Below are 24,830 nucleotides of genomic sequence, written 5' to 3' on the forward strand. Positions count from 1 at the left end.
CTGACGGAGGTTTCGCGGGTGGCTTGTGAGCAATCTTGATTGCCCCGGCCCCTGGTGACACCCTGCCTCCGTGCGGATCAAGCTGCCCTTCCCCAACTCCCTTCTCTACTGGGGGATACTGCCCGTGACGCTCGGGCTGACCGTGATCCTGGCCCTCATGACGTTCGGCGCCGACAGGGCCGCCACGGTGTCCGGCGCACCCGCCGACGAGAAGTACGTGGACCTCGGGACCGTCGCGCCGACACGGGCGCCCACGACCGGACCCGACGCGTCCACCGGCTCGTACACCGTCGACTGCGGCCGCAACGAACAGGGCCACTACAACATGGACAACGTCGTGACCTCCCCGGGCGTCGTGAACGGCGCCCACCACACCCACGACTACGTCGGCAATCTCTCCACCAATGCCTTGTCCACCGACCGGACTCTGGCCGCCGCCGGGACCACCTGTGCGGGCGGCGACCGGTCCACGTACTACTGGCCGGTGCTGCGCCGCCTGGACCGCACCGGCGAGGCCCACAAGGCCGGCGTAGGCGCCCACGGCAACACCGGTGAGGCCGTCACGGCCTCCTCGGTGCGGGTGGAGTTCCGCGGCAATACGGTCAGCTCGGTCGTCGGCATGCCCCGCTTCCTGCGGCTGATGACGGGCGACCCGGTCGCGGCCACCACGGAGAGTGCGAACGTCCGCGCCCAGTGGGGCTGTTCCGGCTACCCGGACCGGTTCACCCGCAACTACGTGCGCTGCCCGCAGGGCAGCGGACCGACCCGCACCCTGGACTTCCCGAGCTGCTGGAACGGCCTCGCCACCGACAGCCCCGACCACCGCGCGCACGCGCAGTTCCCCGCCGCCGACGGCACCTGCCCGCGGGCCACGTTCCCCGTGCCGCAACTGCGCGTCACCCTCACCTATGAGCTCCCGGAGGGCACACCGTTCGCCGTCGACTCCTTTCCGGAGCAGCTACGCGATCCGATCACCGACCACGCGATGTTCGTGAACGTGATGACCGGGGACCGCATGGCGGAGCTGGTGCACTGCATCAACGAGGACCGGCAGTGCAAGGCGGGGTGACCAGGGCCCCTCGCAGAACCCCGGCCAGCCTGTGATTCAGCTCACACGCACTGGGGATTGAACCGGCCCGGCCCGCCGTCCGTGTTCAGCGCATCGGCCCAGGAGAGGACGGAGAAGATGGATGGCGGCATTGTGGTCCCGCAGCCGGCAGAGACAGGACACCGGTGACGAGGCACTGATCCGGTCCCTCTACGAGGAACACGGCAGAGCCCTGCTCGCGTACGCGCAACGTCTGACCGGCGATCGCAGCGCCGCCGAGGACGTGGTCCAGGAAACCCTGATCCGGGCCTGGAAGCACCCGGACGCGCTGGTCAACGGCAAGGGCTCGGTACGTGGCTGGCTGCTCACCGTGGCCCGCAACATCGTCACGGACCGGTACCGGGCCAAGGCCGCGCGCCCCCCGGAAGTCGCCGAGTCGGTGACCACCCAGCCCGTCGAGCAGGACCACGCGGACGCCGTGGTCGACTCGATGGTCGTCATGGAGGCGCTCGACCGGCTCTCCCCGGACCACCGGGACGTACTCATGGAAATCTACTTCCAGGGCAGGAGCGTCGCCGAGGCGGCGAACAGGCTCGGGATACCACCCGGGACGGTCAAGTCCCGGTCACACTATGCGTTGAAGGCCCTGCGGGACATGTACGCGGACAGACCGAAGGCAGTGGATCTCGTGGCGTTGAAGGGGGTGGCGGTATGAGCATCAAGGAGCATGACAGCGAACTGCTCGGCGCCTACGTCCTCGGCGCGCTCGATGAGCGGGAGGTGCGAACCGTCGACGAACACGTTGCGTCGTGCGAGAAGTGCCGTGACGAACTGGGCGAGTTGAGGGACATGGAGTCCGCTCTCGGCGAAGTGCCTCCGGAGGCGTTCCTCGACGGGCCCCCGGAAGGCGGTGACCTGCTGCTTCAACGCACGCTGAGGCAGGCCCGCAGCGAACGTGCCGGGCAGACGCTGCGGCGAAGAGCTGCCCTGGGCGCGGTCGCGGCGGTCGCGGCGGGCGCCGTGCTCGGTGGCGGCATACTGATCGGGCAGAACACGGGCGCCGGCCGCGCCCTGGAGGCCCACCCGCCGGCCCCCTCGGTCACGGCCACCGCACCGGCCACGCCCCCGGGGAGCGTGAGGGTCGTCGAGGGCCACAACACCAGGACCGGCAGTGAGATGCGCCTGAAGGTGACCCCTGCGGTCGACTGGATCCGCCTCAATGCCTCGGTCACCGGCATCCCGGCGGGAGAGCGCTGCCGCATCGTGGTGGTGGCGAAGGGCGGCAAGCGCGAGATCGCCGGCAGCTGGCTGGTCGCCGACAAGGAGAAGGGCGCGAACCTCGACGGCTCGGCAGCCGTCCCCATGGACGACGTCGAGAAGGTCGTGGTCGAGAACGACAAGGGCAAGGAGTACGTACAGGTCAGGATCTGAGTACGCGCCGGGCCCGCACAGCGCATGCCCTTGCCGCGCCGCGGACGTAACCGGGGCGCATCGGCGTGCCTGCGGACGCGCCATGACGTGTGCGAGGGCGGCGCGCGTCACCCGCCTGCCCGGGTCTGTGGTGGAAGTGCGGAGGACGGCAGCGGTCGTCCGCCGCCGGGTGGATCCTGGCGGGTCGGCCACCTCACAGGGCAGTGCGCGCCAGGGCCAAGTGGTGGTCGCACATCACCTTGTGCCGCGGTGCCATTCGGCGGTGGCGTCGATGTTGGTGTCGGCCTGGCGTGCCGCTTCGGTGGGGTCCTTGCCGCGCAGGGCGGCCAGGAGGTCCTCGTGTCCGGCGGGGTCGGCGCCGTTGAACCCGGGCCGCTCCCAGAAGCCGGACATCGACGCGCGGAGCGGTTCGGTGAGGCTGCGGTACAGCTCGGCGAGCAGCGCGTTGCCCGAAGCGTCTGCGACGCGGGTGTGGAATTCCCAGTCGGCGCCGACCCAGCCGTCGAAGTCCCGGGCGGCCCAGGCCTGTGCGCGGCGTTCCAGTGCGAGGCCCATGGCCGCGAGGTCTTCGTCGGTGGCGTGGGTGGCGGCGAGGTGGGCGGCTTTGGCTTCGAGGGCGGCGCGGACGTCGAGGAGTTCGGTGGAGGCGCGGTCGGCGTAGAGGCGCCGGACGGCGCCGGAGAGCTCGTTGACCGCCCGTACGTAGGTGCCATCGCCCTGGCGGACTTCCAGGAGACCGGCGTGGGCAAGCGCGCGGATGGCTTCGCGGACGGTTCCGCGGGCGACTCCGAGCTGGCGCATCAGCTCCGGCTCCGGCGGGATCCGGGTGCCCACGGGCCAGGCGCCGTCGGTGATCTGCCGACGGAACGTGCTGAGTACTTCGGCGGCCAGTGTGGGGCGACGTACTGGATCCAGACTCATGCCCGCATCATACAACCGATGATTTGACCACCAAACGTTAGACGTTTTACGTTCGACCTATGACTGCTACCGCCGTCCTCGCCTCCGGCAGGCTTCTCGGCCGCACCCGCGCTGCCTGGCTCGCGGGAATCGGCGTGGTCCTCATCGCGCTCAATCTCCGCCTCGGCATCAGCAGCGCCTCCGCCCTGCTCGAAGCCCTGCGGACCGATCTCGGATTCGGTTCGGCGGCTGCCGCCGCCCTGCCCGCCCTGCCCACCCTGAGTTTCGCGGCGGCGGGGTTCTTCACCGGCCGCATCGCCGGCCGGCTCGGGACCGAGCGGACCGTTCTGCTCGCGCTCGCGGCCCTCACGGCCGGGCTCGCCCTGCGGGGCATCCACACCACCTGGGCGCTGCTCACCGGCACCGTCCTCGGCATGTCCGGCCTCGCCCTGTGCAACGTCCTGCTGCCCACCCTGCTCCGCGCCCACTTCCCCGCCCGGGTCACGCTCCTCACCAGCGTCTACACCACGGTGATGGCGCTCGGCTCGACCCTGGGTGCGGCTGTCGCCGTACCGCTGGCCGCCCGGGTGGGCTCCCCGTCCCTCGGGCTCGCCGCGTGGGCCGTGCCCGCGCTCCTCGCCACGCTCGTGTGGGCGTTCGTCCGCCCACCCGCGGCGCAGTCCGCTGCCCCCTCGGACGCCCGGCGCGGGACGTACGTGTCGCCGTGGGCGATGGCGCGCACCCGGCTCGGAGCGCTGGTCACCGCGTACTTCGCACTCCAGGCGCTGAACTGCTACGCCATCATCGGCTGGCTGCCCACGATGCTGTCCGAACAGGGCATGTCGAGCGGCGGCGCGGGCGGCATCCTCGCGGTGACACAGGCCGTCGGAATCCCGGCCACCTTCCTGGTGCTCGCCGTCGCCCGCGCGCCGCACCGGCTGCGACGTGCCTTCACGGCGATCTCCGCCGCCATGCTCGCCGGTCTCGTCGGGCTCCTCCTGGCCCCGCTCGCCCTGCCCGTCGCCTGGGCCCTGCTGATCGGGTTCGGGCTGTGCTCCTTCCCCCTGGTACTGGCCGTGATCGGCAACAGCGGGACCAGCCCCGGCGAGACCACCGCGCTCTCCAGCCTCTCCCAGTCCCTCGGCTACCTGGTCGCAGCCGCCGGCCCCTTCGCCATCGGCCTGCTGCGCAGCGCCTCCGGCGGCTGGACCGTGCCGATGGCAGCGCTGCTCGTCACGGCTGCCGCGCAACTTGCCGTGGGAATGGCTCTTACCGCCCAGCGGCACTGACCGTCCCGGCACGGAGCCGGCGGTGAGCCGCCCCGCCCTCTCCGCCTGCGTCGTCGTCCCGCTCCTACCCGCCCGGGTCGCGCGGCGGGCGCCGGGCGCCGCCGGGAACTCGCGGGGATACGGAGGTCTTCCTTGCCGTGGAACCGTGCAGCCTTCATGTCTCTCCTTCGGAATCCGCCCTGTTCATCCGGGCGGGATCCGGCCATGGTCCGACGGGGCGACGGGGCGACGGGCCCATGGCACCGCCGCGCGAGGCGGATACCGGGCCGTTCCCCCGCCATCCGCGCGCCGCACCGTCCGTCGGGGGCCGGGGCAGGGGCGGCGGCCTTCGCGCGAGCGCGTGAACGGCGGGTCGAGCGGCCGGTACCGGCCGTGGACGGCGGTGTCGTCGGACGATGCCCCCGTCCACCGCCGTGGGCGTACTCCGCCGCGGATCCGGTCGGCGCCGCACGCGTGAGGAGAGAAGCAAGGACTGGCCGACGGGCTGCGTTGTGGAAAGCGGCGTTTCGTGCCCCCTCCCCCCTGCCCCTACGGTCGGATTCATGGAGCTGAATCTTTTGACGGCGGGACAACTCACGGCTGCCCTGCGGGCCGGTGACGTGACGTCGGCGGAGCTGACCGACGAGGCGATCGCCCGTATCGAACGGGACGACGAGGTGGTCAACGCGATCTGTGTGCCGGACTTCGCCCGGGCGCGGGCCGCCGCGTGCGACGCCGACCGGGCGCGGGCCCGCGGTGAGGACCGGCCGCTGCTGGGCATCCCGGTGACGGTCAAGGAGTCGTACGACATCGCGGGGCTGCCCACGACCTGGGGCCTGCCGCAGCACCGGGACTTCGTACCGGCCGAGGACGCGGTGCAGGTGTCCCGGCTCAGGGCCGCGGGCGCGGTGGTGCTCGGCAAGACCAACGTGCCCGTCGGGCTGCAGGACATCCAGACCTTCAACGAGATCTACGGCACCACCACCAACCCGTGGGACCACCGCCGTACGTCGGGCGGCTCCTCCGGCGGCTCGGCGGCGGCCCTGGCGTCCGGATTCGGTGCGCTGTCCATCGGCTCCGACCTCGCCGGTTCGCTGCGCACCCCCGCGCACTTCTGCGGCGTCTACGCGCACAAGCCGACGCTCGGGCTGGTGGCGGCCCGTGGCATGGTCCCGCCGCCCGGTCCGGCGCTGCCGGTCGAGCACGACCTCGCCGTCGTCGGCCCTATGGCGCGCAGCGCCCGCGATCTCGCGCTCCTGCTCGACGTCATGGCCGGGCCGGACCCGCTGACGCTCGGCGCGGCGTACGGTCTGTCGCTGCCGCCCGCGCGCCATGAACGGCTCGGCGACTTCCGGGTCCTGGTCCTGGAGGAGCATCCGCTCATCCCGACCGGGGCCGCCGTGCGGGCGGCCGTGGGCCGGGTGGCCGACGCGCTGGCGGGTGGCGGTGCCCGCGTCGAGCGGGACAGTCCGCTGCTGCCCGGTCTGGCCGAGGCCGCGGTGCTCTACACGAAGTTCCTGTTCTCGGGTTCCGTCGCGCGTTTTCCCGTCGAGGCGTACGAACAACTGCGGGCCCGCGCAGCCCGGTTGGGCGCGGACGACGAGAGCCTCGACGCGGCGCGGCTGCGCGGCATGGTGCTCAGCCACAGCGACTGGCTCGAGCTGAACGGTCTGCGCGAGCTCCACCGCCACGGCTGGCGGCGGCTGTTCGCCGAGTTCGACGCCGTGGTGTGCCCCGTCACGCCCACTCCCGCGTTCCCGCACGACCACGAACCCGACCTGCTGAAGCGTCGGCTCGACATCGACGGCGTCGCGTACCCGTACGTCGACCAGTTCGTCTGGGCCGGGCTGGCCACGATGCCCGGTCTGCCCGCCACCGCCGTGCCGGCGGGCCGGTCGCCGGAGGGGCTGCCGGTGGGAGTGCAGATCATCGGTCCGATGTTCGAGGACCGCACTCCGCTGCGGCTGGCCGAGCTGCTGGAGCGGGAGATCGGTGGCTTCCGGGCACCGGAACAGGGCCCGGAGGCCCGTGCCGGAGCCCGGGGGGCGTCGGGTGCCGGTCAGCCCACGTAGCCCTCGGGGCTGCCCCAGGTGGCGCCGCGGGTGGTGGTGCGGTCGACGAGGACGCAGCGGGTGCCGGTGAAGTTGGTGGGCATGCACTTGTTGCAGTGGATGCAGAGGGACGGGGTGGCGGCGTCCTCGCGGAGCCGGTTGACCAGGTCGGGTTCGCGGAGCAGGGCGCGGGCCATGGCCACGAATCCGAAGCCCTCGCGCATCGCCCGGTCCATGACCGGTTTCGTGGTGATACCGCCGAGCAGGATCATCGGCAGCTTCACGGCGGCGCGGATCTGCCGGGCGTCCTCCAGCAGGTAGGCGTCCCGGTAGGGGTAGCTGCGCAGGAACCGGCCGCCGACCGCCTTCACCCCGAGCCGGGCGGGTTGGGGCATGACCGCGGCGAACTCGTGGAGCGGGGCGTCGCCCTTGAAGAGGTACATCGGGTTGAGCAGGGAGCTGCCCGCGGTCATCTCCAGGGCGTCGACGGTGCCGTCCTCCTCCAGCCACCGGGCCACCGCGATGGCCTCGTCGAGCCAGAAGCCGCCGGGCACTCCGTCGTCCATGTTCATCTTGGCGAGGACGGCGATCCGGCCGCCGACCGCGTCGTGGATGGCGCGCATGATCTCCCGGGCGAATCTGGCCCGGTTCTCCAGACTGCCGCCGTAGCGGTCGGTGCGGCGGTTGATGCGGGGGCTGAGGAAGGAGCTGGCCAGGTAGTTGTGGCCCAGGTGGACCTCGACGGCGTCGAAGCCCGTGGCGGCGGCGCGGCGGGCGGCCTCGGCGTGCGCCTCGGTGATGCGCCGGATGTCGTCGGGGGACGCCTCCCGGGCCCGGGTGAAGGCGGTGGTGTGGAAGAAGGCGGACGGGGCGAGGGCGGGGGCCCGGTTGGCGCGGGCTCCGGCGACGGGGCCGGCGTGGCCGATCTGCGCGGCGACGGCGGCGCCTTCGGCGTGCACGGCTTCGGTGAGGGCGCGCAGTCCGGGCAGGGCCTCGTCGGTCCAGTGGATCTGGTGCCGGTCGGTGCGCCCGTCCCGGCTGACGGCGCAGTAGGCGACGGTGGTCATGCCGACGCCGCCGCGCGCGTAGGCGACGTGGAAGTCGACCAGGTCCCGGGTGACCAGGGAGCGGTGGCCGAGACCCTCGTAGGTGGCTGCCTTGATGACCCGGTTGCGGAGCCGGACCGGGCCCAGCCGGGCGGGGGCCAGGACGTCGGGTACCTCGGTGGTGGTCATGGACGGTTCCTCCTCGGTGCGTCGGGACGTACGGGGATACGTTTCAGCGCGCCCCGTACACCGGCTGCGGCGGTTCGGCCCGGGCGAGCAGTGCGGTGGCGGCCTCCCCCGCCTCGGCCGGGCTCCACCGGGCGCCCTTGTCCGCGGTGGGGCCGGGGCGCCAGCCCTCCATCACCGTGATCCGTCCGGCCTCGGCCTCGAAGACCCGGCCGCTGACCCCGGCGCTGGCGGCCGAGCCGAGCCAGGCGACGAGCGGCGAGACGTTCTCCGGGGCCATCGCGTCGAACGCGCCCGCGGCGGGCGCCGCCATGGTCGCGGCGAAGGTCTCCTCGGTCATCCGGGTGCGGGCGGCCGGGGCGATCGCGTTGACCTGGACCCCGTAGCGGCCGAGTTCGGCGGCGGCCACCAGGGTCAGGGCGACGATCCCGGCCTTGGCGGCGGAGTAGCAGACCTGGCCGACGCTGCCCAGCAGCCCGGCCCCGGACGAGGTGTTGACGACCCGGGCCTCGGGCACCCGGCCCGCCTTCGCCTCCGACCGCCAGTGCGCCGCGGCGTGTTTGAGCGGCAGGAAGTGGCCCCTGAGATGGACCCGGGTCACCGCGTCCCAGTCGTCCTCGTCCAGGTTGACCAGCATCCGGTCGCGGAGGAAGCCGGCGTTGTTGACCAGGGTGTCGAGCCCGCCGAAGGCGTCGAGCGCGGTCGCGACGAGGGAGGCGGCGCCCTCGGCGGTGGCGATGTCCGCGCAGTGTGCGACGGCCTCGCCGCCGGCCGCGCGGATCTCCTCGACGACCTGCTGGGCGGGTGCGGTGGCGCCGCCCGAACCGTCGAGGCCGACGCCGAGGTCGTTGACCACGACCCGGGCGCCCTCGGCGGCGAGGGCCAGGGCGTGGGCGCGGCCGAGTCCGCGGCCCGCGCCGGTGACGACGGCGACGCGTCCGGCGCACAGGGCGGTCGGTGAGCTCATGGCGGAGGTCCTTTCGCTGGGCGGGGTCCGGCGGCCGGAGCGGGCGCCCGCCGAAGCGGGCGGTGCCCTCCCGCGGTGTCCGTATCACTGCTACGTTGAACCAAACAAACGTTAGGTGGAAAGGTAGCTGATCTGCTCATGGGTGTCTCCACCTCCGCCCCGGAAGAGGGCGTCGCCGTCGTCACCGTCGACTTCCCTCCGGTCAACGCCCTGCCGGTACGCGGCTGGTACGACCTCGCCGCCGCGGTGCGCGCCGCCGGGGCCGATCCGCAGATCCGGTGCGTGGTCCTCGGCGCCCAGGGACGCGGCTTCAACGCGGGCGTGGACATCAAGGAGATGCAGCGCGCGGAGGGGCACGACGCGCTCCTCGGGGCCAACCGGGGATGCTTCGAGGCGTTCGCCGCGGTCTACGAGTGCGAGGTCCCGGTGGTCGCCGCCGTGCACGGCTTCTGCCTCGGCGGCGGCATCGGCCTGGTGGGCAACGCGGACGCGATCGTGGCCAGCGAGGACGCGGTCTTCGGGCTGCCGGAGCTGGACCGGGGCGCGCTCGGCGCGGCCACCCATCTGGCCCGGCTGGTCCCGGCGCACCTGATGCGGGCCCTGTACTACACCTCGCGCACCGTGACGGCCCGGGAGCTGCACGGGCACGGTTCGGTGTGGCGCGTCGTCCCGCGCGAACGGCTGGCCGGGGCCGCCCTGGAGCTGGCCCGGGAGATCGCCGCGAAGGACGGCTCGCTGATCCGGCTGGCCAAGGCCGCCATCAACGGCATCGACCCGGTCGACGTACGCCGCAGCTACCGCTTCGAACAGGGCTTCACCTTCGAGGCCAACCTCAGCGGTGTCGCCGGGCGGGTGCGCGACACCTTCGGCACGGACGCGGACAAGGAGCGGGGCGCGTGAGCCAGGACAAGAGGATGACGGCCGACGAGGTGGCCGGCCGGCTGGAGAGCGGCATGACGGTCGGCATCGGCGGCTGGGGTTCGCGCCGCAAGCCGATGGCGCTGGTCCGGGCGCTGCTGCGGTCGGACGTCACGGACCTGACCGTGGTGTCGTACGGCGGTCCCGATGTCGGGCTGCTGGCCGCGGCGGGCCGGATCCGGAAACTGGTCACGGCGTTCGGGACGCTGGACTCGGTCCCGCTGGAGCCGCACTTCACGGCGGCCCGCCAGCGCGGCGCGTTCGAGATGGCCGAGCTGGACGAGGCGATGCTGATGTGGGGGCTGACGGCGGGCGCGCAGCGGTTGCCGTTCATGCCGGTACGGGCGGGGCTGGGCTCGGACCTGATGAAGGTCAACCCGGCGCTGCGCACGGTCACCTCGCCGTACGACGACGGGGAGGTGCTGGTCGCGGCGCCCGCGCTGCGGATGGACGCGGCGCTGGTCCACCTCAACCGGGCGGACGCCCAGGGCAACGGGCAGTACCTGGGCCCCGATCCGTACTTCGACGACCTGTTCTGCGAGGCCGCCGACCAGGCGTACGTCTCCTGCGAGCGGATCGTGGAGACCTCGGAGCTGCTGAAGGAGCACGGCCCGCAGACCCTGCTGGTCAAGCGGCCGTTCGTGACCGGGGTGATCGAGACGCCGAACGGTGCGCACTTCACCTCCTGCGTGCCCGACCACGACCGGGACGAGGCCTTCCAGCGCGCCTACGTCCGGGCCGCCCGCGATCCGGAGGCGTGGCCCGCCTTCGTCGCACGGTTCCTGTCCGGGGACGAGGCCGCCTACCAGTCCGCCGTCGCCGCGTTCCACCAGGAGGAAGCATGAGCACCGTCGTCGCACCGCCGAGCCGGGCGGAGTACTGCGTGGTGGCCTGCGCCGAGGCGTGGCGCGGCGCGGGCGAGGTCCTCGCCAGCCCGATGGGCACCGTCCCGGCCATCGGGGCGCGGCTGGCGCGGCTCACCTTCTCCCCCGCGCTGCTGCTGACCGACGGGGAGGCGCTGCTGATGGGCGACACCCCGGCGATGGGGACGGCCCCGGGGAGCGTCGAGGGGTGGCTGCCGTTCCGACAGCATCTGACGCTCACCGCCACCGGGCGGCGCCACGTGATGATGGGCGCCAGCCAGATCGACCGGTACGGCAACCAGAACATCTCCTGCATCGGCGACTGGGCCCGGCCCGCGCGGCAACTGCTCGGGGTGCGCGGCGCCCCCGTCAACACCCTGAACAACCCGACGAGTTACTGGATCCCGAGGCATTCGCCGCGGGTCTTCGTGGAGCGGGTCGACATGGTCAGCGGGGTCGGCTACGACCGGGCCGCGCAAGCCGGTCCGGCCGCGAGCCGGTACCACCGCATCCCCGAGGTCATCAGCGATCTGGGGGTCTTCGACTTCGAGACGCCCGACCGGACGATGCGGCTGCGCTCCCTGCACCCGGGGGTGAGCGTCGAACAGGTCGCCGCCGCCACCGGCTTCGCCCTCACGGTCCCCGCCGAGGTCCCGTTCACCCGGGAGCCCACCGGGGCGGAGCTGCGGCTGATCCGGGAGGTCCTCGACCCGGACGGGCTGCGCGGGCGCGAGGTGCCGGCATGACCGGGCCCGCGCCGCTGCCGACCGCGCTCACCGAGCTGACCGGGGTGCGGTACCCGATCGTGCAGACGGGGATGGGCTGGGTGGCCGGTCCCCGGCTGGTCTCCGCCACCGCGAACGCGGGCGCGCTCGGCATCCTGGCCTCGGCGACGATGACCGTCGAGCAGTTGCGCGCCGCGGTCCGGGAGGTGAAGTCCCGCACGGACGCGCCGTTCGGCGTCAATCTGCGGGCGGACGCGGGGGACGCCGCCGAGCGGGTCCGGATCATGATCGACGAGGGGGTCCGGGTGGCGTCGTTCGCGCTCGCCCCGTCGAAGGAGCTGATCGCCCGGCTCAAGGACGCGGGGGTCGTCGTCATGCCGTCCGTGGGGGCCCGGCGGCACGCGGAGAAGGTCGCCGCGTGGGGGGCCGACGCGGTGATGGTGCAGGGCGGGGAGGGCGGCGGACACACCGGGAACGTGGCCACCACCGTGCTGCTCCCCCAGGTCGTGGACGCCGTGGACATCCCGGTCGTCGCGGCGGGCGGTTTCCACGACGGCCGGGGGCTGGTCGCCGCGCTCGCCTACCGGGCGGCCGGGATCGGGATGGGCACGCGCTTCCTGCTCACCTCCGACAGCACCGTCCCGGACCCGGTCAAGGCGCGTTACCTGGCCGCCTCGGTCAAGGACGTCACGGTGACGGACCGGCTCGACGGGCTGCCGCACCGGATGCTGCGCACCCCCATGGTCGACGCCCTGGAGCGCTCGGGCCGGGCGGCCTCGCTGCTGCGGGCGGTGCGGCACGCGGCCGCCTTCCGCAGGGAGTCGGGGACGAGCTGGCCCCGGCTGGTCCGGGACGGGCTGGCGATGAAGCACGGCAAGGAGCTGACCTGGAGCCAGGTGCTGCTGGCCGCCAACACCCCGATGCTGCTCAAGGCCGCCCTGGTCGAGGGGCGTACCGATCTCGGGGTGATGGCCTCGGGTCAGGTGGCGGGGGTGATCGGGGACCTGCCGTCCTGCGCGGAGCTGGTCGAGCGGATCATGGCGGAGGCGCGGGCGGCGCTGAAGGAGCTCGGCGCCCTCTGAGAACGGCCCGCTCCGGCGTTCCCCGAGGGCGCCGGAGCGGTCAGAGGCGTTCGATGACGGTGACGTTGGCGAGGCCGCCGCCCTCGCACATGGTCTGGAGGCCGTAGCGGCCGCCGGTGCGCTCCAGTTCGTGCAGCAGGGTGGTCATCAGCCGGGTGCCGGTGGCGCCGAGCGGGTGGCCGAGCGCGATGGCGCCGCCGTTGACGTTGACCCGGTCCGGGTCGGCGCCGGTCTCCTTCAGCCAGGCCAGGACGACCGGGGCGAACGCCTCGTTGATCTCAACCAGGTCCATGTCGTGGATGGACATGCCGGTCTTCTTCAGGGCGTGCGCGGTCGCCGGGATGGGCGCGGAGAGCATCCGGATCGGGTCCTCGCCGCGCACCGAGAGGTGGTGGACGCGGGCCCGGGGGGTCAGTCCGTGCTCCGCGACGGCCCGTTCCGACGCGATGAGCAGCGCGGAGGCGCCGTCGGAGACCTGCGAGGAGACGGCGGCGGTGAGCAGACCGCCCTCGACCACCGGTTTCAGGGCGGCCATCTTCTCGACGGTGGTGTCCCGGCGCGGCCCCTCGTCCACCGTCACCTCGCCGTACGGGACGGTCTCCCGGTCGAAGCGGCCCTCGTCGATGGCGCGCGCCGCCCGCTGGTGCGAGCGCAGGGCGAACTCCTCCATGGCCTCGCGGGTGATGTCCCACTTCCGGGCGATGAGTTCGGCGCCGTGGAACTGGTTGACGGGTGCGTCGCCGTAGCGGGCGCGCCAGCCCTCGGAGCCCGCGTAGGGGCCCTCGGTGAGCCCGAGGGGGTCGGCGGCCTGGCGGGAGGCGAAGGCGATGGGGATCATGGACATGTTCTGGGTGCCGCCCGCGGCGACCAGGTCCTGGGTGCCGGAGAGGACGCCCTGGGCGGCGAAGTGGGCGGCCTGCTGGGAGGAGCCGCACTGCCGGTCGACGGTGGTGCCGGGCACCTCCTCGGGGAGGCCCGCGGCGAGCCAGGCGGTGCGGGCGATGTTCCCGGCCTGCGGGCCGACGGTGTCCAGGCAGCCGAACACGACGTCGTCGACGGCGGCCGGGTCGACGCCGGCGCGCTCCACCAGCGCCTTGAGGACGTGGGCGCCGAGGTCGGCGGGGTGGACGGCGGCGAGTCCGCCCCTGCGGCGGCCGACCGGGGTGCGTACCGCTTCGACGATGTAGGCCTCGGCCATGACTGCTCCTCCACGGGAGAGTGGGTGGTGTGTCGGGTAACGGGCGGACCCGCCCTGGGCTTCACGCCCGCTGGCTGCTGACGGAGACGGTCTCCCCGGTCATGTACGCGGAGTAGCCGCTGGCCAGGAAGACGATGACGTTGGCGACCTCCCAGGGCTCGGCGTACCGGCCGTACGCCTCGCGCCCGGTGAGTTCGGCGAGCAGTTCCGGGGTGGTGACCTTCACCAGGTGCGGGTGCATGGCCAGGCTCGGGGCGACGGCGTTGACGCGTACCCCGAAGTCGGCGGCCTCCAGGGCGGCGCACCGGGTGAGGGCCATGACCCCGGCCTTGGCGGCGGCGTAGTGGGCCTGGCCGCGCTGGGCGCGCCAGCCGACGACCGAGGCGTTGTTGACGACGACCCCGCCGTTGCCGCCGTCCCTGAGGTGGCGCAGGGCGGTGCGGGTGCAGCGGAAGGTGCCGCCCAGGGTGACGTCGAGGACCTTCGTCCACTGCTCGTCGGTCATGTCGACGAGATCGGCGGTGCCGCCGAGGCCCGCGTTGTTGACGACGACGTCGAGGCCGCCGTGGCGTTCGGCGGCGTACGCGAAGAGGGCGTCGACCTGGTCCTGGTCGGTGACGTCGCAGGGCAGGGCGGCGACCCGGTCCGCGCCGAACTCCCCGGCGAGCGCGGCGGCGCTCTCGGCCAGGCGGCGCTCGTGGGCGTCGCCGATGACGATCCTCGCCCCCTCCTCCAGGAACCGGCGGGCGGTCGCGCCGCCGATCCCGGCGCCCGCGGCGGCGGTGATCACCGCGGTGCGGCCGTCCAGGAGGGAGTGGCCCGGTACGTAGGTCGGCCGGTGGGTCACGGGCGGGGCTCCTTCGGCAGGCCGAGGACGCGCTCGGCGATGATGTTCCGCTGGATCTCGTTGGACCCGGCGTAGATGGTGTCGGCGCGGGAGAAGAGGAACAGCCGCTGCCACCGGTCGAGTCCGTACGGGGCCTCGGCGGCGGTCATGCCTCCGGCGCCCAGGACGGCCATGGCGAGTTCGCCCAGTTCCCGGTGCCAGGTGGCCCAGAAGATCTTGCCGATGGACGCCTCGGGGCCGGGCGCGCCGGCCGCGACGCCGTCGAGCATCCGCAGGGCGTTCCAGCGGATGGTCTCCAGCCCGGTCCAGGCGCGGGCGAGCCGGTCGCGGACGAGCGGGTCCTTCGCCGCGCCGTTGCGCCGGGCCAGGGCGACGAGGGCCTCCAGTTCGCGCCGGAAGCCGACCTGCTGGCCCAGGGTGGAGACGCCGCGCTCGAAGCCGAGAGTGGCCATGGCGACGCGCCAGCCGTCGCCCGGCTCCCCCACGACGTGCTCGGCGCGCGTGCGGGCGCCGTCGAAGAAGACCTCGTTGAACTCGTGGTCGCCGGTGAGCTGGGTGATCGGCCGGATCTCCACCCCGGGGCCGTCCAGCGGGACCAGCAGGTAGGACAGGCCGTGGTGGCGCGTCGAGCCGGGCTCGGTGCGGGCGACCACGAAGCACCACTGGGCCTCGTGGGCCATCGACGTCCAGATCTTCTGTCCGGTGACGACCCAGTCGGGGCCGTCCCGCTCGGCCCTGGTCCGTACGTTCGCCAGGTCGGAGCCGGCGTCCGGCTCGCTGTAACCCTGGCACCACAGCTCCTGGACGGCGGCGATCGGCGGCAGGAACCTGGCCCGCTGCGCGGGGGTGCCGAAGGCCACCAGCGTCGGCCCGAGCAGTTGCTCGCCGATGTGGTTGACCCGGGCCGGGGCGTCGGCCAGGGCGTACTCCTCGTGGAAGGCGATCTGCTGCTCGATGCTCGCGCCGCGCCCGCCGTACTCCTCGGGCCAGCCCACGCACGTCCAGCCGGCGGCCGCCATGTGCCGCTCCCAGCCCAGGCGTTCGTCGAACGCCTCGTGCTCGCGCCCGGGTCCGCCGCGGCCGCGCAGGTCCGCGAAGGAACCGGTGAGGTTGGCGGCCAGCCAGCCGCGGATCTCGGTGCGGAACGCCTCGACGCTGCTCATGACGGTACGTTAATCTACCAAACACTTGTTAGGGAAGGAGGGGCGGATGTCCACTGCCCACGACGAGCCGGTGCGCTACGAGACGCGGGGCCCGGTCGCCACGGTGACCATGAACCGGCCCGACTACCGCAACGCCCAGAACTCCGCGATGACCTACGCCCTGGACCGGGCGTTCTACCGCGCGGCGGAGGACGACGAGGTGAAGGCCGTCGTCCTGGCCGGGGCGGGCAGGCACTTCTCCGCCGGGCACGACATCGGCACCCCCGAGCGGGACGCGCACCTCCCCTTCGAGCGCCGGGCCGGGCTCTGGTGGGACCACTCGGACAAGGCGGGCGCGGAGAGCCGCTTCGCCCGCGAGTCCGAGGTGTACCTGGGCATGTGCCGCCGCTGGCGGGAGCTGCCGAAGCCGGTCGTCGCCTCGGTGCAGGGCGCGTGTGTGGCCGGGGGGCTGATGCTCGCCTGGATCTGCGACCTGATCGTGGCGAGCGAGGACGCCTTCTTCGCCGACCCGGTGGTCCGGATGGGCATCCCCGGGGTCGAGTACTTCGCCCACCCCTGGGTGATGCCGCCGAGGATCGCCAAGGAGTTCCTCTTCACCGGCGACCGGATGAGCGCGCAACGGGCGTACGAGGTCGGCATGGTCAACCGGGTCGTGCCCCGGGAGGAACTGGCCGAGCGCACGAGGGAGCTGGCGCTGCGCATCGCCGAGATGCCGCGGATGGGCCTGGCCCTGACCAAGCGCGCCGTCAACCAGGCCGAGGACCTCCAGGGGATGCACACCGGGATGGACTCGGTGTTCGGCCTGCACCACCTGGCCCACGCCCACAACGCCGAAACCGCCTCCGACGCGCTCGGCGGCATGGACATCCGGGCGATGAAGAAGGCGGGCTCCTGATGGACCTCGCTCTCGACGCCGCCGACGAGGCGTTCCGCGACGAGGCCCGCGCCTGGCTGGCCGCGCACGTCCCCGCCGTCCCCCTGCCGTCCCTGGAGACCGCCGAGGGCTTCGCCGCCCACCGGGAGTGGGAGGCCGTACTGGCCGCGGACCGCTGGTCGGTGGTCTCCTGGCCCGAGGAGTACGGCGGGCGCGGCGCCTCGCTGCTGCGCTGGCTGCTCTTCGAGGAGGAGTACTACGCGGCCGGGGCGCCCGGCCGGGTCGGCCAGAACGGGATCAATCTGCTGGCCCCCACCCTCTTCGAGTACGGCACCGACGAGCAGCGGGCCCGGCTGCTGCCCCCGACGGCGAGCGGCGAACTCGTCTGGGCGCAGGCGTGGTCGGAGCCGGAGGCCGGCTCGGACCTGGCCTCGCTGCGCTCGACGGCCGTACGGGCCGACGGCGGCTGGCTGCTCCACGGCCAGAAGACCTGGTCCTCCCGGGCCGCCTTCGCCGACCGGGCGTTCGGCCTCTTCCGCAGCGACCCGGACGCGGACCGGCCGCACCGGGGGCTGACGTATCTGATGTTCCCGCTGGACGCGGAGGGGGTCACGGTGCGGCCCATCGGGCGGCTCGACGGGAAGCCCGCCTTCGCCGAGCTCTTCCTGGACGGGGTGTTCGTCCCGGACGCGGACGTGATCGGCGAGCCGGGGCAGGGCTGGCGGGTGGCGATGAGCACCACCGGCAACGAGCGCGGGCTGACCCTGCGCAGCCCCGGCCGGTTCACGGCCGCCGCCGAACGGCTGACCGCGCTGTGGCGGGCCCACGGCGACCCCGGGGACACGGCGCTGCGCGACCGGGTCGCCGACGCGGTGATCGCGGCCCGCGCCTACCGGCTGTTCTCCTACGCGGGCGCCTCCCGGGTGCTGCACGGCGAGGACGCCCCGGCCGCAGCCTCCAGCCTCAACAAGCTCTACTGGTCCGAGCTGGACATCGCGCTCCACGAGACGGCGCTCGACCTGCTGGGCCCGTACGGCGAACTCGCCGACCACGCGGCGGACGCCCCGCCCGGCGGCTGGGCGGAGGGGTACACCTTCTCGCTGGCCGGTCCGGTCTACGCGGGCACCAACGAGATCCAGCGCGACATCGTCGCCGAGCGGCTGCTCGGCCTGCCGAAGGGACGCCGCTGATGCGCTTCCTCCTCGACGCCGAGCAGCGGGAGTTCGCCCGCTCCCTCGATGCGCGGCTCGCCTCCGGCGACGTCCCGGCCGCGGTCCGGTCCTGGGCGGCCGGGGACCACAAACCGGGGCGGGAGCTGCGGGACGGGCTCGCCGAGGCCGGGCTGTTCGCGCTGGCGGTGGCGCCCGAGCACGACGGGCTCGGCCCGCTGCCGCTGGAGCTGGCCGTCGCCTTCGAGGTGCTGGGGCGGCACGCCGTACCCGGGCCGCTGGTCGAGACGGTCGCGGCGGCGGCCCTGCTCGGCCGGCTCGGCGACGAGGGGCCGGCCGCCGAGTGGCTGCCCCGGGTCGCCTCGGGGGCGTCGGAGCTGTCGCTCTGTCTGACCGTGCTGAGCCCGTACGCCCTGGACGCCGACGCGGCGGAGGCGGTCCTCGTGGTAAACGGCGACGCGTTGGGCCTCGCGGCCGGGGCGGGGCCCGTGCAGCCCTCGGCCGATCCGGCGCGGCGTCTGGCCCGGCCCACGGGCGGGACCGTCCTGGCCCGGGGCCCGGCGGTGACCCGGGCCGCCGGGTACGCGGCCGGGGTGGCGGCGCTCCTCACGGCGGCCCAGGCGCTCGGGGTCGGCCGCACCCTGCTGACCCGTACCGTCGCCTACGCCCAGCAGCGCACCCAGTTCGGGGCGGCGATCGGGTCCTTCCAGGCGGTCAAGCACCGGCTGGCCGACACCCTGCTGGCCCTGGAGTTCGCCGAGCCGCTGGTGCACGGCGCCGCGCTGGCGCTGGCCGCCGACGACGGTGCGGCGGCCCGGGAGATCGCCGCGGCCAAGGTCGCGGCGGGCGAGGCCGCGTACGGGGCGGCCCGCACCGCCCTCCAACTGCACGGGGCGGTGGGCTACACCGACGAGCTGGACCTGTCGCTGTGGATCCGCAAGGCCCGGCCGCTGCGCGACGCCTGGGGCACACCGGCCGCCTGCCGGGCCCGGGTCCTGGAAGGTGCCTGACCGGATGCGGGGAGGAGCGGTCCGATGAGGCCGACCGAGGAGCAGGAGCAGCTGAGGTCGGCGGTGGCCACGCTGCTGACGAAGCATCAGGGCGACGCGGCGTGGACCCCGTTGACCGGGCAGATCGGCGTGGCCGGGCTGACCGTTCCGGAGGAGCACGGCGGGCTGGGCGGCGGTGCCCGGGACGTCCACGTGGTGATGGAGGAGCTGGGCGGGTGTCTGAGCCCGGTACCGTTCCTCGGCTCGGCGGTGCTCACCGCCGGGGCGCTGCTGGCCACCGGTGACCGGGCGGCCTGCGGGCGGCTGCTCCCCGGGTTCGCCGAGGGCACCTCGGTGGGCGCCCTGGCCTGGGCCGAGGGCGGATCCTGGGACGGGGCGGCGGTCCGCGCGGCGGCGGTGCCGGGCCCGGGAGACGGCTGGCGGCTCACCGGGGTCAAGGAGCACGTCCTGGACTGGCCGGAGATCGACGTCCTGGTCGTCGCTGCCCGGACCGGGGCGGGGCTCTCGCTCTTCGAGGTGGCGCCCGGCGCCGCCGGGGTGCGCCGGGAGCCCGTGGTGACGATGGACACCACCCGGGCCCAGGCCCGATGGGTGCTCACCGGCGCCGAGGGGCGGTTGCTGGGCGCGGACGGCGACGGCGGCCGGTGCCTGGAGCGGGTGCGGGACCTGGCGTGCGCGGCCCTCGCCGCGGAGCAGGCGGGCGCGGCCGCGCGCTGTCTGGAGCTCACCGTCGCCCATGCCCGTGACCGGGTCCAGTTCGGGCGGCCCATCGGCTCGTTCCAGGCGGTGAAGCACCGGCTGGCGGACGCCTACGTCCTGGTGGAGTCGGCGCGTTCGGCGGCGCTCGGGGCCGCGTACGCCGCCGACACCGACCCGGCGGCGCTGCCGAGGGCGGCCGCCGTCGCCAAGTCCGTCTGCTCCGAGGCGTTCTCGGCGGTGGCGGGCGAGACGATCCAGCTGCACGGCGGGATCGGGATCACCTGGGAGCACGATGCGCACCGCTACTTCAAGCGGGCGCACGGAGCGGGCGAGCTGTTCGGCGCGCCCGCGCACCACCGGGCGCGGCTCGCCGCCGGGCTCGGGCTGACGGGCTGACGGGCTGACGGGCTGACGGGCTGACGGGCTGACGGCGTATTTTCGGGCAGGAGGCGCACGGCATGGACACCGGTGACGGATGGGACTTCACGGGGCGGGTGGTGCTGGTCACCGGCGGTACCAGGGGCATCGGGGCTGCCATCGCGGAGGCGTTCCTCGGCGCCGGGGCCGAGGTGGTGGTCTGCGGCCGGAGCGCGCCCGGGGCCCCGCCGTCGGCCGGGGGGCGCTCCGCGGTCTTCGTCCCGGCCGACGTACGCGACCCGGTGGCGGCGGGGGCCCCGGTGACGGCGGCGGTGGAGCGGTACGGCCGGCTCGACGTGCTGGTCAACAACGCGGGCGGCTCGCCGGACGCCGACGCGGCCACCGTCTCGCCCCGGTTCGTGGAGAAGGTCGTCGCGCTCAACCTGCTGGCTCCGTTCTACGTGTCGCAGGCGGCGTGCCGCGTCATGCGGGCCCAGGAGGGCGGGGGCGCGATCGTCAACATCGGCAGCGTCTCCGCCCACGACCCGCAGCCCGGCACCGCCGCCTACTCGGCGGCCAAGGCGGGGCTGCTGGCCCTCACCCGGGCGCTGGCGCTGGAGTGGGCGCCCGCGGTCCGGGTGAACCACATCACGACGGGCCCGGTCCGCACCCCGGACGCGGCGGCGGTCTACGGCGCGGAGGGGGTGGCGGCGGTGGCGGCGGTGATCGCGACGCGGCGGCTGGCCGAGCCGGACGACGTGGCGCGGGCCTGCCTGTTCCTCGCCAGCGGCCTGTCCGGCCATGTGAGCGGGGCGGACCTGGCGGTGCACGGCGGCGGCGAGTTCCCCGCCCGCTACCTGGCGGTGCGGGCGGCCGACGGGGCGGTGTGAGGCCGACGTCACGCAGGCGTCCGCGATCAACGGGGCGGGACTCCGGTACGGTGGCGAACGCTTCGCGCCCGAGAACCGCATCGCCCGTCCTGACGCCACACCCGTGACACGACTGGGGAGTCCGATGTTCGAGAAGGTACTGGTCGCCAACCGTGGCGAGATCGCGATCCGCGCCTTTCGCGCGGCGTTCGAGCTCGGCGTCTCCACCGTCGCCGTGTTCCCCTACGAGGACCGCAACTCGCTCCACCGGGCCAAGGCCGACGAGGCCTATCTGATCGGGGAGCGCGGCCATCCCGTACGCGCCTACCTCTCGGTGGACGAGGTGATCGGCGCGGCCCGCCGGGCGGGGGCCGACGCGGTCTACCCCGGCTACGGCTTCCTGTCGGAGAACCCGGACCTCGCGGCGGCGTGCACGGAGGCCGGGATCACCTTCGTCGGCCCGCCCGCCCCGGTGCTGCACCTGACCGGGAACAAGTCCCGGGCGGTCGCGGCGGCCCGGGAGGCCGGGGTGCCCGTCCTGAAGTCCTCCGAGCCCTCCACGGACGTGGACGCGCTCGTGGCGGCGGCGGACGGCATCGGCTTCCCGGTCTTCGTGAAGGCCGTCGCGGGCGGCGGCGGGCGCGGCATGCGCCGGGTCGCCGAACCGGCGGAGCTGCGGGAGGCCATCGACGCGGCCATGCGCGAGGCGCGCTCCGCGTTCGGCGACGCGACGGTCTTCCTGGAACAGGCGGTGATCGACCCCCGCCACATCGAGGTGCAGATCCTCGCCGACGCCGAGGGAAACGTGGTGCATCTGTACGAGCGGGACTGCTCGTTGCAGCGCCGCCACCAGAAGGTCGTCGAGATCGCGCCCGCCCCGCACCTCGACCCGGCGCTGCGGGAGCGGATCTGCGCCGATGCCGTCGCCTTCGCCCGCCACATCGGGTACGTGAACGCGGGCACCGTCGAGTTCCTGGTGGACCGCGACGGCCATCACGTCTTCATCGAGATGAACCCGCGCATCCAGGTGGAGCACACCGTGACCGAGCAGGTCACCGGGCGCGACCTGGTCATCGCCCAGCTGCGCATCGCCGCCGGCATGACCCTGCCCCAACTGCGCCTCACCCAGGACGACATCACCCTCACCGGCACGGCGCTCCAGTGCCGGATCACCACGGAGGACCCGGCGAACGGCTTCCGGCCGGACACCGGCACCATCTCCGCGTACCGCTCCCCCGGCGGCCCGGGGGTCCGGCTGGACGGCGGCACCGTCCACACCGGTGCGGAGGTCTCCGCGCACTTCGACTCGATGCTGGTCAAGCTCACCTGCCACGGGCACGACTTCGCCAACGCGGCCCGCCGGGCCCGGCGGGCCATCGCGGAGTTCCGCATCCGGGGCGTGGCGACCAACCTGCCGTTCCTGGGCGCCGTGCTGGACCATCCCGACTTCCGGGCGGGGCACGTCACGACCGGCTTCATCGACGCGCACCCGGAGCTGATCCGGGCCCGACCGTCGGCCGACCGGGGCAGCCGCATGCTGGGCTACCTCGCCGAGACCACCGTCAACCGCCCGTACGGGCCCCGCCCCGCCGTGATCGACCCGGCGGACAAGCTGCCCCCGCTGCCGCCGGGCACCCCGCCGGCCGGCTCCCGGCAGCGGCTCGCGGCCCTGGGCCCGGAGGCGTTCGCCGCCGAGCTGCGCGCACAGACCGCCCTCGCCGTAACCGACACGACGTTCCGCGACGCCCACCAGTCGCTGCTGGCCACCCGGGTGCGCACCCGGGACCTGCTGACCGTCGCACCGTACGTCGCGCGGACCGCGCCGGAGCTGCTCAGCCTCGAATGCTGGGGCGGCGCCACCTACGACGTGGCACTGCGCTTCCTGGCCGAGGACCCGTGGGAGCGGCTGGTGAAGCTCCGGGAGGCGGTGCCCAACATCTGCACCCAGATGCTGCTGCGCGGCCGCAACACGGTCGGCTACACCCCCTACCCCACCGAGGTCACCGAGGCGTTCGTCGCCGAGGCCGCGGCGGGCGGGATGGACATCTTCCGGATCTTCGACGCCCTCAACGACGTGGACCAGATGCGCCCGGCGATCGACGCGGTGCGCGCCACCGGCACCTCGCTCGCCGAGGTGGCGCTCTGCTACACCGCCGATCTCTCCGACCCGGGCGAGACCCTGTACACCCTGGACTACTACCTGCGGCTGGCCGAGCGGATCGTGGACGCGGGCGCCCATGTGCTGGCCATCAAGGACATGGCGGGGCTGCTGCGCCCGCCGGCCGCCCGCACCCTGGTCACGGCGTTGCGCGAGCGGTTCGACCTGCCGGTCCATCTGCACACCCACGACACCGCGGGCGGGCAGCTCGGCACGCTGGTCGCCGCGATCGACGCGGGGGTGGACGCGGTCGACGCGGCGGTCGCCTCGATGGCCGGGACGACCAGTCAGCCCCCGCTGTCGGCGCTGGTGGCCGCCACCGACCACACCGAGCGGGCCACGGGCCTGTCGCTGGCGGCGGTCAACGACCTGGAACCGTACTGGGAGGCGACCCGCAAGGTGTACGCCCCGTTCGAGTCCGGGCTCACCTCGCCGACCGGCCGGATCTACCGCCACGAGATCCCCGGCGGGCAGCTGTCCAATCTGCGTCAGCAGGCCATCGCGCTCGGTCTGGGCGACCGGTTCGAGCTGATCGAGGACTGCTACGCGGCGGCGGACCGGATGCTCGGCCGGCTGGTGAAGGTGACGCCCTCGTCGAAGGTGGTGGGCGATCTGGCGCTGCACCTGGTGGGCGCGGGGGTGACGGCGGCGGACTTCGAGGCCGACCCGGGCCGGTTCGACGTTCCGGACTCCGTGATCGGCTTCCTCCACGGGGAGCTGGGCGATCCGCCCGGCGGCTGGCCCGAGCCGTTCCGGACCCGGGCGCTGCGGGGCCGTCCGGCGAAGGAGCGGTTGGCCCGGCTGTCCGAGGAGGACCGCGAGGGGCTGCGGAAGTCGCCACGCGCGACGCTGAACCGGCTGCTCTTCCCGGGCCCGACCAAGGAGTTCGAGGCGCACCGGGAGGCGTACGGCGACACGTCGGTGCTGCCGACCCGGGATTTCCTGTACGGGCTGGAGCCGGAGACCGAGCACACCGTGACCCTGGAGCCGGGGGTGACGCTGCTGATCGAGCTGGAGGCCGTCTCCGAGCCGGACGAGCGCGGGTTCCGGAGCGTTCTGGCCACGCTCAACGGGCAGTTGCGGCCGGTGTCGGTGCGGGACCGGTCGGTCGCCACGGAGGTGAAGGCGGCGGAGAAGGCGGACCGGGGCGACGCGGGACAGGTCGCGGCGCCGTTCGCCGGGGTCGTCACCCTCCAGGTGGAGCAGGGGGCGCAGGTGGCGGCCGGTCAGACCGTGGCCACCATCGAGGCGATGAAGATGGAGGCGTCGATCACCGCCCAGACCGCCGGGACCGTGCGGCGGCTGGCGATCGGCTCCGTCCAGCAGGTCGAGGCGGGCGATCTCCTGCTGGAGATCGGCTGAGCGGCCGGGGGGCGGGCGGGTGGGCCCGCCCCCGGGGCGTGGGTGTTACGCGTCCTCGTCGTTGACCCAGCTCATGAGCTTGCGCAGCTCGCGGCCGGTGGTCTCCAGGAGGTGGTCGCTGTCGGCCTTCTTGTACTCGTTGTACTTGGGCAGGCCGTTGTGGTACTCGGCCATCCAGTTCTTCGCGAAGGTGCCGTCCTGGATCTCCGCGAGGACCTTCTTCATCTCGGCCTTGGTCGCGTCCGTGATGATCCGCGGCCCGGTCACGTAGTCGCCCCACTCGGCGGTCTCCGAGATCGACCAGCGCATCTTCTCCAGACCGCCCTCGTACATCAGGTCCACGATGAGCTTCAGCTCGTGGAGGCACTCGAAGTACGCGATCTCCGGCTGGTAACCCGCCTCGGTCAGCGTCTCGAAACCGGCCTTCACCAGCGCCGCCGTACCACCGCAGAGAACGGCCTGCTCACCGAACAGGTCGGTCTCGGTCTCCTCGGTGAACGTGGTCTTGATGACCCCGGCCCGCGTCCCGCCGATCGCCTTCGCGTACGACAGCGCCAGCGCCAGTCCGTTGCCCGTGGGGTCCTGCTCGACCGCCACGATGCACGGAACCCCGCGCCCCTCCTCGTACTGACGCCGCAC

At 73.7% G+C, this 24,830-nt stretch carries 22 protein-coding genes; 15 read left to right on the plus strand and 7 right to left on the minus strand.

Going from position 1 to position 24,830, the window contains the following annotated elements:
* Positions 1 to 70 precede the first annotated feature (70 nt).
* The 3 genes from ACF08W_RS19485 to ACF08W_RS19495 all read left to right on the plus strand — a co-directional run bounded on the left by ACF08W_RS19485 (position 71) and on the right by ACF08W_RS19495 (position 2,479).
* Positions 71 to 1,069: a DUF1996 domain-containing protein gene (locus tag ACF08W_RS19485; protein WP_385217783.1), complete on the plus strand. Its 999-nt coding sequence runs from the start codon at positions 71 to 73 to the stop codon at positions 1,067 to 1,069.
* A gap of 121 nt (positions 1,070 to 1,190) precedes the next feature.
* A complete protein-coding gene (locus tag ACF08W_RS19490) occupies positions 1,191 to 1,763 on the plus strand; it encodes a sigma-70 family RNA polymerase sigma factor (protein WP_352274260.1) in 573 nt (190 codons plus the stop codon).
* On the plus strand, positions 1,760 to 2,479 hold the full coding sequence (locus ACF08W_RS19495; protein ID WP_385217786.1) for an anti-sigma factor family protein: 720 nt from the start codon (positions 1,760 to 1,762) through the stop codon (positions 2,477 to 2,479). Before ACF08W_RS19490 ends, ACF08W_RS19495 begins: the two co-directional genes overlap by 4 nt.
* A gap of 234 nt (positions 2,480 to 2,713) precedes the next feature.
* On the opposite strand, the gene ACF08W_RS19500 is transcribed toward ACF08W_RS19495, so the two are convergent.
* Entirely contained in the window at positions 2,714 to 3,400 is a 687-nt protein-coding gene (locus tag ACF08W_RS19500) for an FCD domain-containing protein (RefSeq protein ID WP_352274258.1), read from the minus strand.
* A gap of 59 nt (positions 3,401 to 3,459) precedes the next feature.
* Between ACF08W_RS19500 and ACF08W_RS19505 the strand changes: the two genes are divergently transcribed.
* Positions 3,460 to 4,668 carry an MFS transporter gene (locus ACF08W_RS19505; RefSeq protein ID WP_392279958.1) on the plus strand — a complete coding sequence of 403 codons (1,209 nt, stop codon included), beginning with the start codon at positions 3,460 to 3,462 and terminating at the stop codon, positions 4,666 to 4,668.
* A gap of 542 nt (positions 4,669 to 5,210) precedes the next feature.
* The gene (locus tag ACF08W_RS19510; RefSeq protein WP_392279959.1) at positions 5,211 to 6,719 is read left to right on the plus strand and encodes an amidase; all 1,509 of its coding nucleotides are present in this window, start codon (positions 5,211 to 5,213) and stop codon (positions 6,717 to 6,719) included.
* Here the strand turns inward: ACF08W_RS19510 and ACF08W_RS19515 are convergent.
* Positions 6,707 to 7,933 carry an NADH:flavin oxidoreductase gene (locus tag ACF08W_RS19515; protein ID WP_392279960.1) on the minus strand — a complete coding sequence of 409 codons (1,227 nt, stop codon included), beginning with the start codon at positions 7,931 to 7,933 and terminating at the stop codon, positions 6,707 to 6,709. The genes ACF08W_RS19510 and ACF08W_RS19515 overlap by 13 nt on opposite strands.
* 43 nt (positions 7,934 to 7,976) lie before the next feature.
* Positions 7,977 to 8,897, minus strand: a complete 921-nt coding sequence (locus ACF08W_RS19520) for an SDR family oxidoreductase (RefSeq protein ID WP_392279961.1) — start codon at positions 8,895 to 8,897, stop codon at positions 7,977 to 7,979.
* Between the two features lie 138 nt (positions 8,898 to 9,035).
* Here ACF08W_RS19520 and ACF08W_RS19525 point away from each other — a divergent pair, with 138 nt between their 5' ends.
* The 4 genes from ACF08W_RS19525 to ACF08W_RS19540 are packed head-to-tail and all read left to right on the plus strand — an operon-like array spanning position 9,036 to position 12,485.
* A complete protein-coding gene (locus ACF08W_RS19525; RefSeq protein WP_392279962.1) occupies positions 9,036 to 9,797 on the plus strand; it encodes an enoyl-CoA hydratase family protein in 762 nt (253 codons plus the stop codon).
* A 14-nt stretch (positions 9,798 to 9,811) separates the two neighbouring features.
* A complete protein-coding gene (locus tag ACF08W_RS19530; RefSeq protein WP_392279970.1) occupies positions 9,812 to 10,660 on the plus strand; it encodes a CoA transferase subunit A in 849 nt (282 codons plus the stop codon).
* Positions 10,657 to 11,424, plus strand: coding sequence for a CoA-transferase subunit beta (locus ACF08W_RS19535; protein WP_385216609.1), 768 nt, complete (start codon positions 10,657 to 10,659; stop codon positions 11,422 to 11,424). Before ACF08W_RS19530 ends, ACF08W_RS19535 begins: the two co-directional genes overlap by 4 nt.
* A gap of 14 nt (positions 11,425 to 11,438) precedes the next feature.
* A complete protein-coding gene (locus ACF08W_RS19540; protein WP_392279971.1) occupies positions 11,439 to 12,485 on the plus strand; it encodes an NAD(P)H-dependent flavin oxidoreductase in 1,047 nt (348 codons plus the stop codon).
* A gap of 40 nt (positions 12,486 to 12,525) precedes the next feature.
* On the opposite strand, the gene ACF08W_RS19545 is transcribed toward ACF08W_RS19540, so the two are convergent.
* From ACF08W_RS19545 to ACF08W_RS19555, 3 genes are all read right to left on the minus strand, one after another.
* Positions 12,526 to 13,683 carry an acetyl-CoA C-acetyltransferase gene (locus ACF08W_RS19545; RefSeq protein ID WP_392279963.1) on the minus strand — a complete coding sequence of 386 codons (1,158 nt, stop codon included), beginning with the start codon at positions 13,681 to 13,683 and terminating at the stop codon, positions 12,526 to 12,528.
* Between the two features lie 61 nt (positions 13,684 to 13,744).
* A complete protein-coding gene (locus ACF08W_RS19550) occupies positions 13,745 to 14,530 on the minus strand; it encodes an SDR family oxidoreductase (protein ID WP_385216616.1) in 786 nt (261 codons plus the stop codon).
* Complete coding sequence (locus ACF08W_RS19555; RefSeq protein WP_385216619.1) at positions 14,527 to 15,693, minus strand: acyl-CoA dehydrogenase family protein; 1,167 nt, start codon at positions 15,691 to 15,693, stop codon at positions 14,527 to 14,529. Before ACF08W_RS19555 ends, ACF08W_RS19550 begins: the two co-directional genes overlap by 4 nt.
* A gap of 46 nt (positions 15,694 to 15,739) precedes the next feature.
* On the opposite strand from ACF08W_RS19555, the gene ACF08W_RS19560 reads away from it, so the two are divergent.
* From ACF08W_RS19560 to ACF08W_RS19585, 6 genes are all read left to right on the plus strand, one after another.
* Positions 15,740 to 16,588 carry an enoyl-CoA hydratase gene (locus tag ACF08W_RS19560; protein WP_352274247.1) on the plus strand — a complete coding sequence of 283 codons (849 nt, stop codon included), beginning with the start codon at positions 15,740 to 15,742 and terminating at the stop codon, positions 16,586 to 16,588.
* Positions 16,588 to 17,757 (plus strand): acyl-CoA dehydrogenase family protein, encoded by a 1,170-nt coding sequence (locus ACF08W_RS19565; protein WP_385216623.1) that lies wholly within the window; start codon positions 16,588 to 16,590, stop codon positions 17,755 to 17,757. Before ACF08W_RS19560 ends, ACF08W_RS19565 begins: the two co-directional genes overlap by 1 nt.
* Positions 17,757 to 18,746 carry an acyl-CoA dehydrogenase family protein gene (locus tag ACF08W_RS19570; RefSeq protein ID WP_392279964.1) on the plus strand — a complete coding sequence of 330 codons (990 nt, stop codon included), beginning with the start codon at positions 17,757 to 17,759 and terminating at the stop codon, positions 18,744 to 18,746. Before ACF08W_RS19565 ends, ACF08W_RS19570 begins: the two co-directional genes overlap by 1 nt.
* A 24-nt stretch (positions 18,747 to 18,770) precedes the next feature.
* Positions 18,771 to 19,841, plus strand: coding sequence for an acyl-CoA dehydrogenase family protein (locus ACF08W_RS19575; RefSeq protein WP_392279965.1), 1,071 nt, complete (start codon positions 18,771 to 18,773; stop codon positions 19,839 to 19,841).
* Between the two features lie 62 nt (positions 19,842 to 19,903).
* Positions 19,904 to 20,692, plus strand: coding sequence for an SDR family oxidoreductase (locus tag ACF08W_RS19580; RefSeq protein ID WP_392279966.1), 789 nt, complete (start codon positions 19,904 to 19,906; stop codon positions 20,690 to 20,692).
* A 124-nt stretch (positions 20,693 to 20,816) separates the two neighbouring features.
* Positions 20,817 to 24,191: a pyruvate carboxylase gene (locus ACF08W_RS19585; protein WP_392279967.1), complete on the plus strand. Its 3,375-nt coding sequence runs from the start codon at positions 20,817 to 20,819 to the stop codon at positions 24,189 to 24,191.
* Between the two features lie 45 nt (positions 24,192 to 24,236).
* Here the strand turns inward: ACF08W_RS19585 and ilvC are convergent.
* Positions 24,237 to 24,830 (minus strand): ketol-acid reductoisomerase (gene ilvC, locus ACF08W_RS19590; protein WP_392279968.1); only part of this gene is annotated, 594 nt, incomplete at its 5' end.

Source organism: Streptomyces sp. NPDC015144 (assembly GCF_043079735.1).
GTDB lineage: Bacteria > Actinomycetota > Actinomycetes > Streptomycetales > Streptomycetaceae > Streptomyces.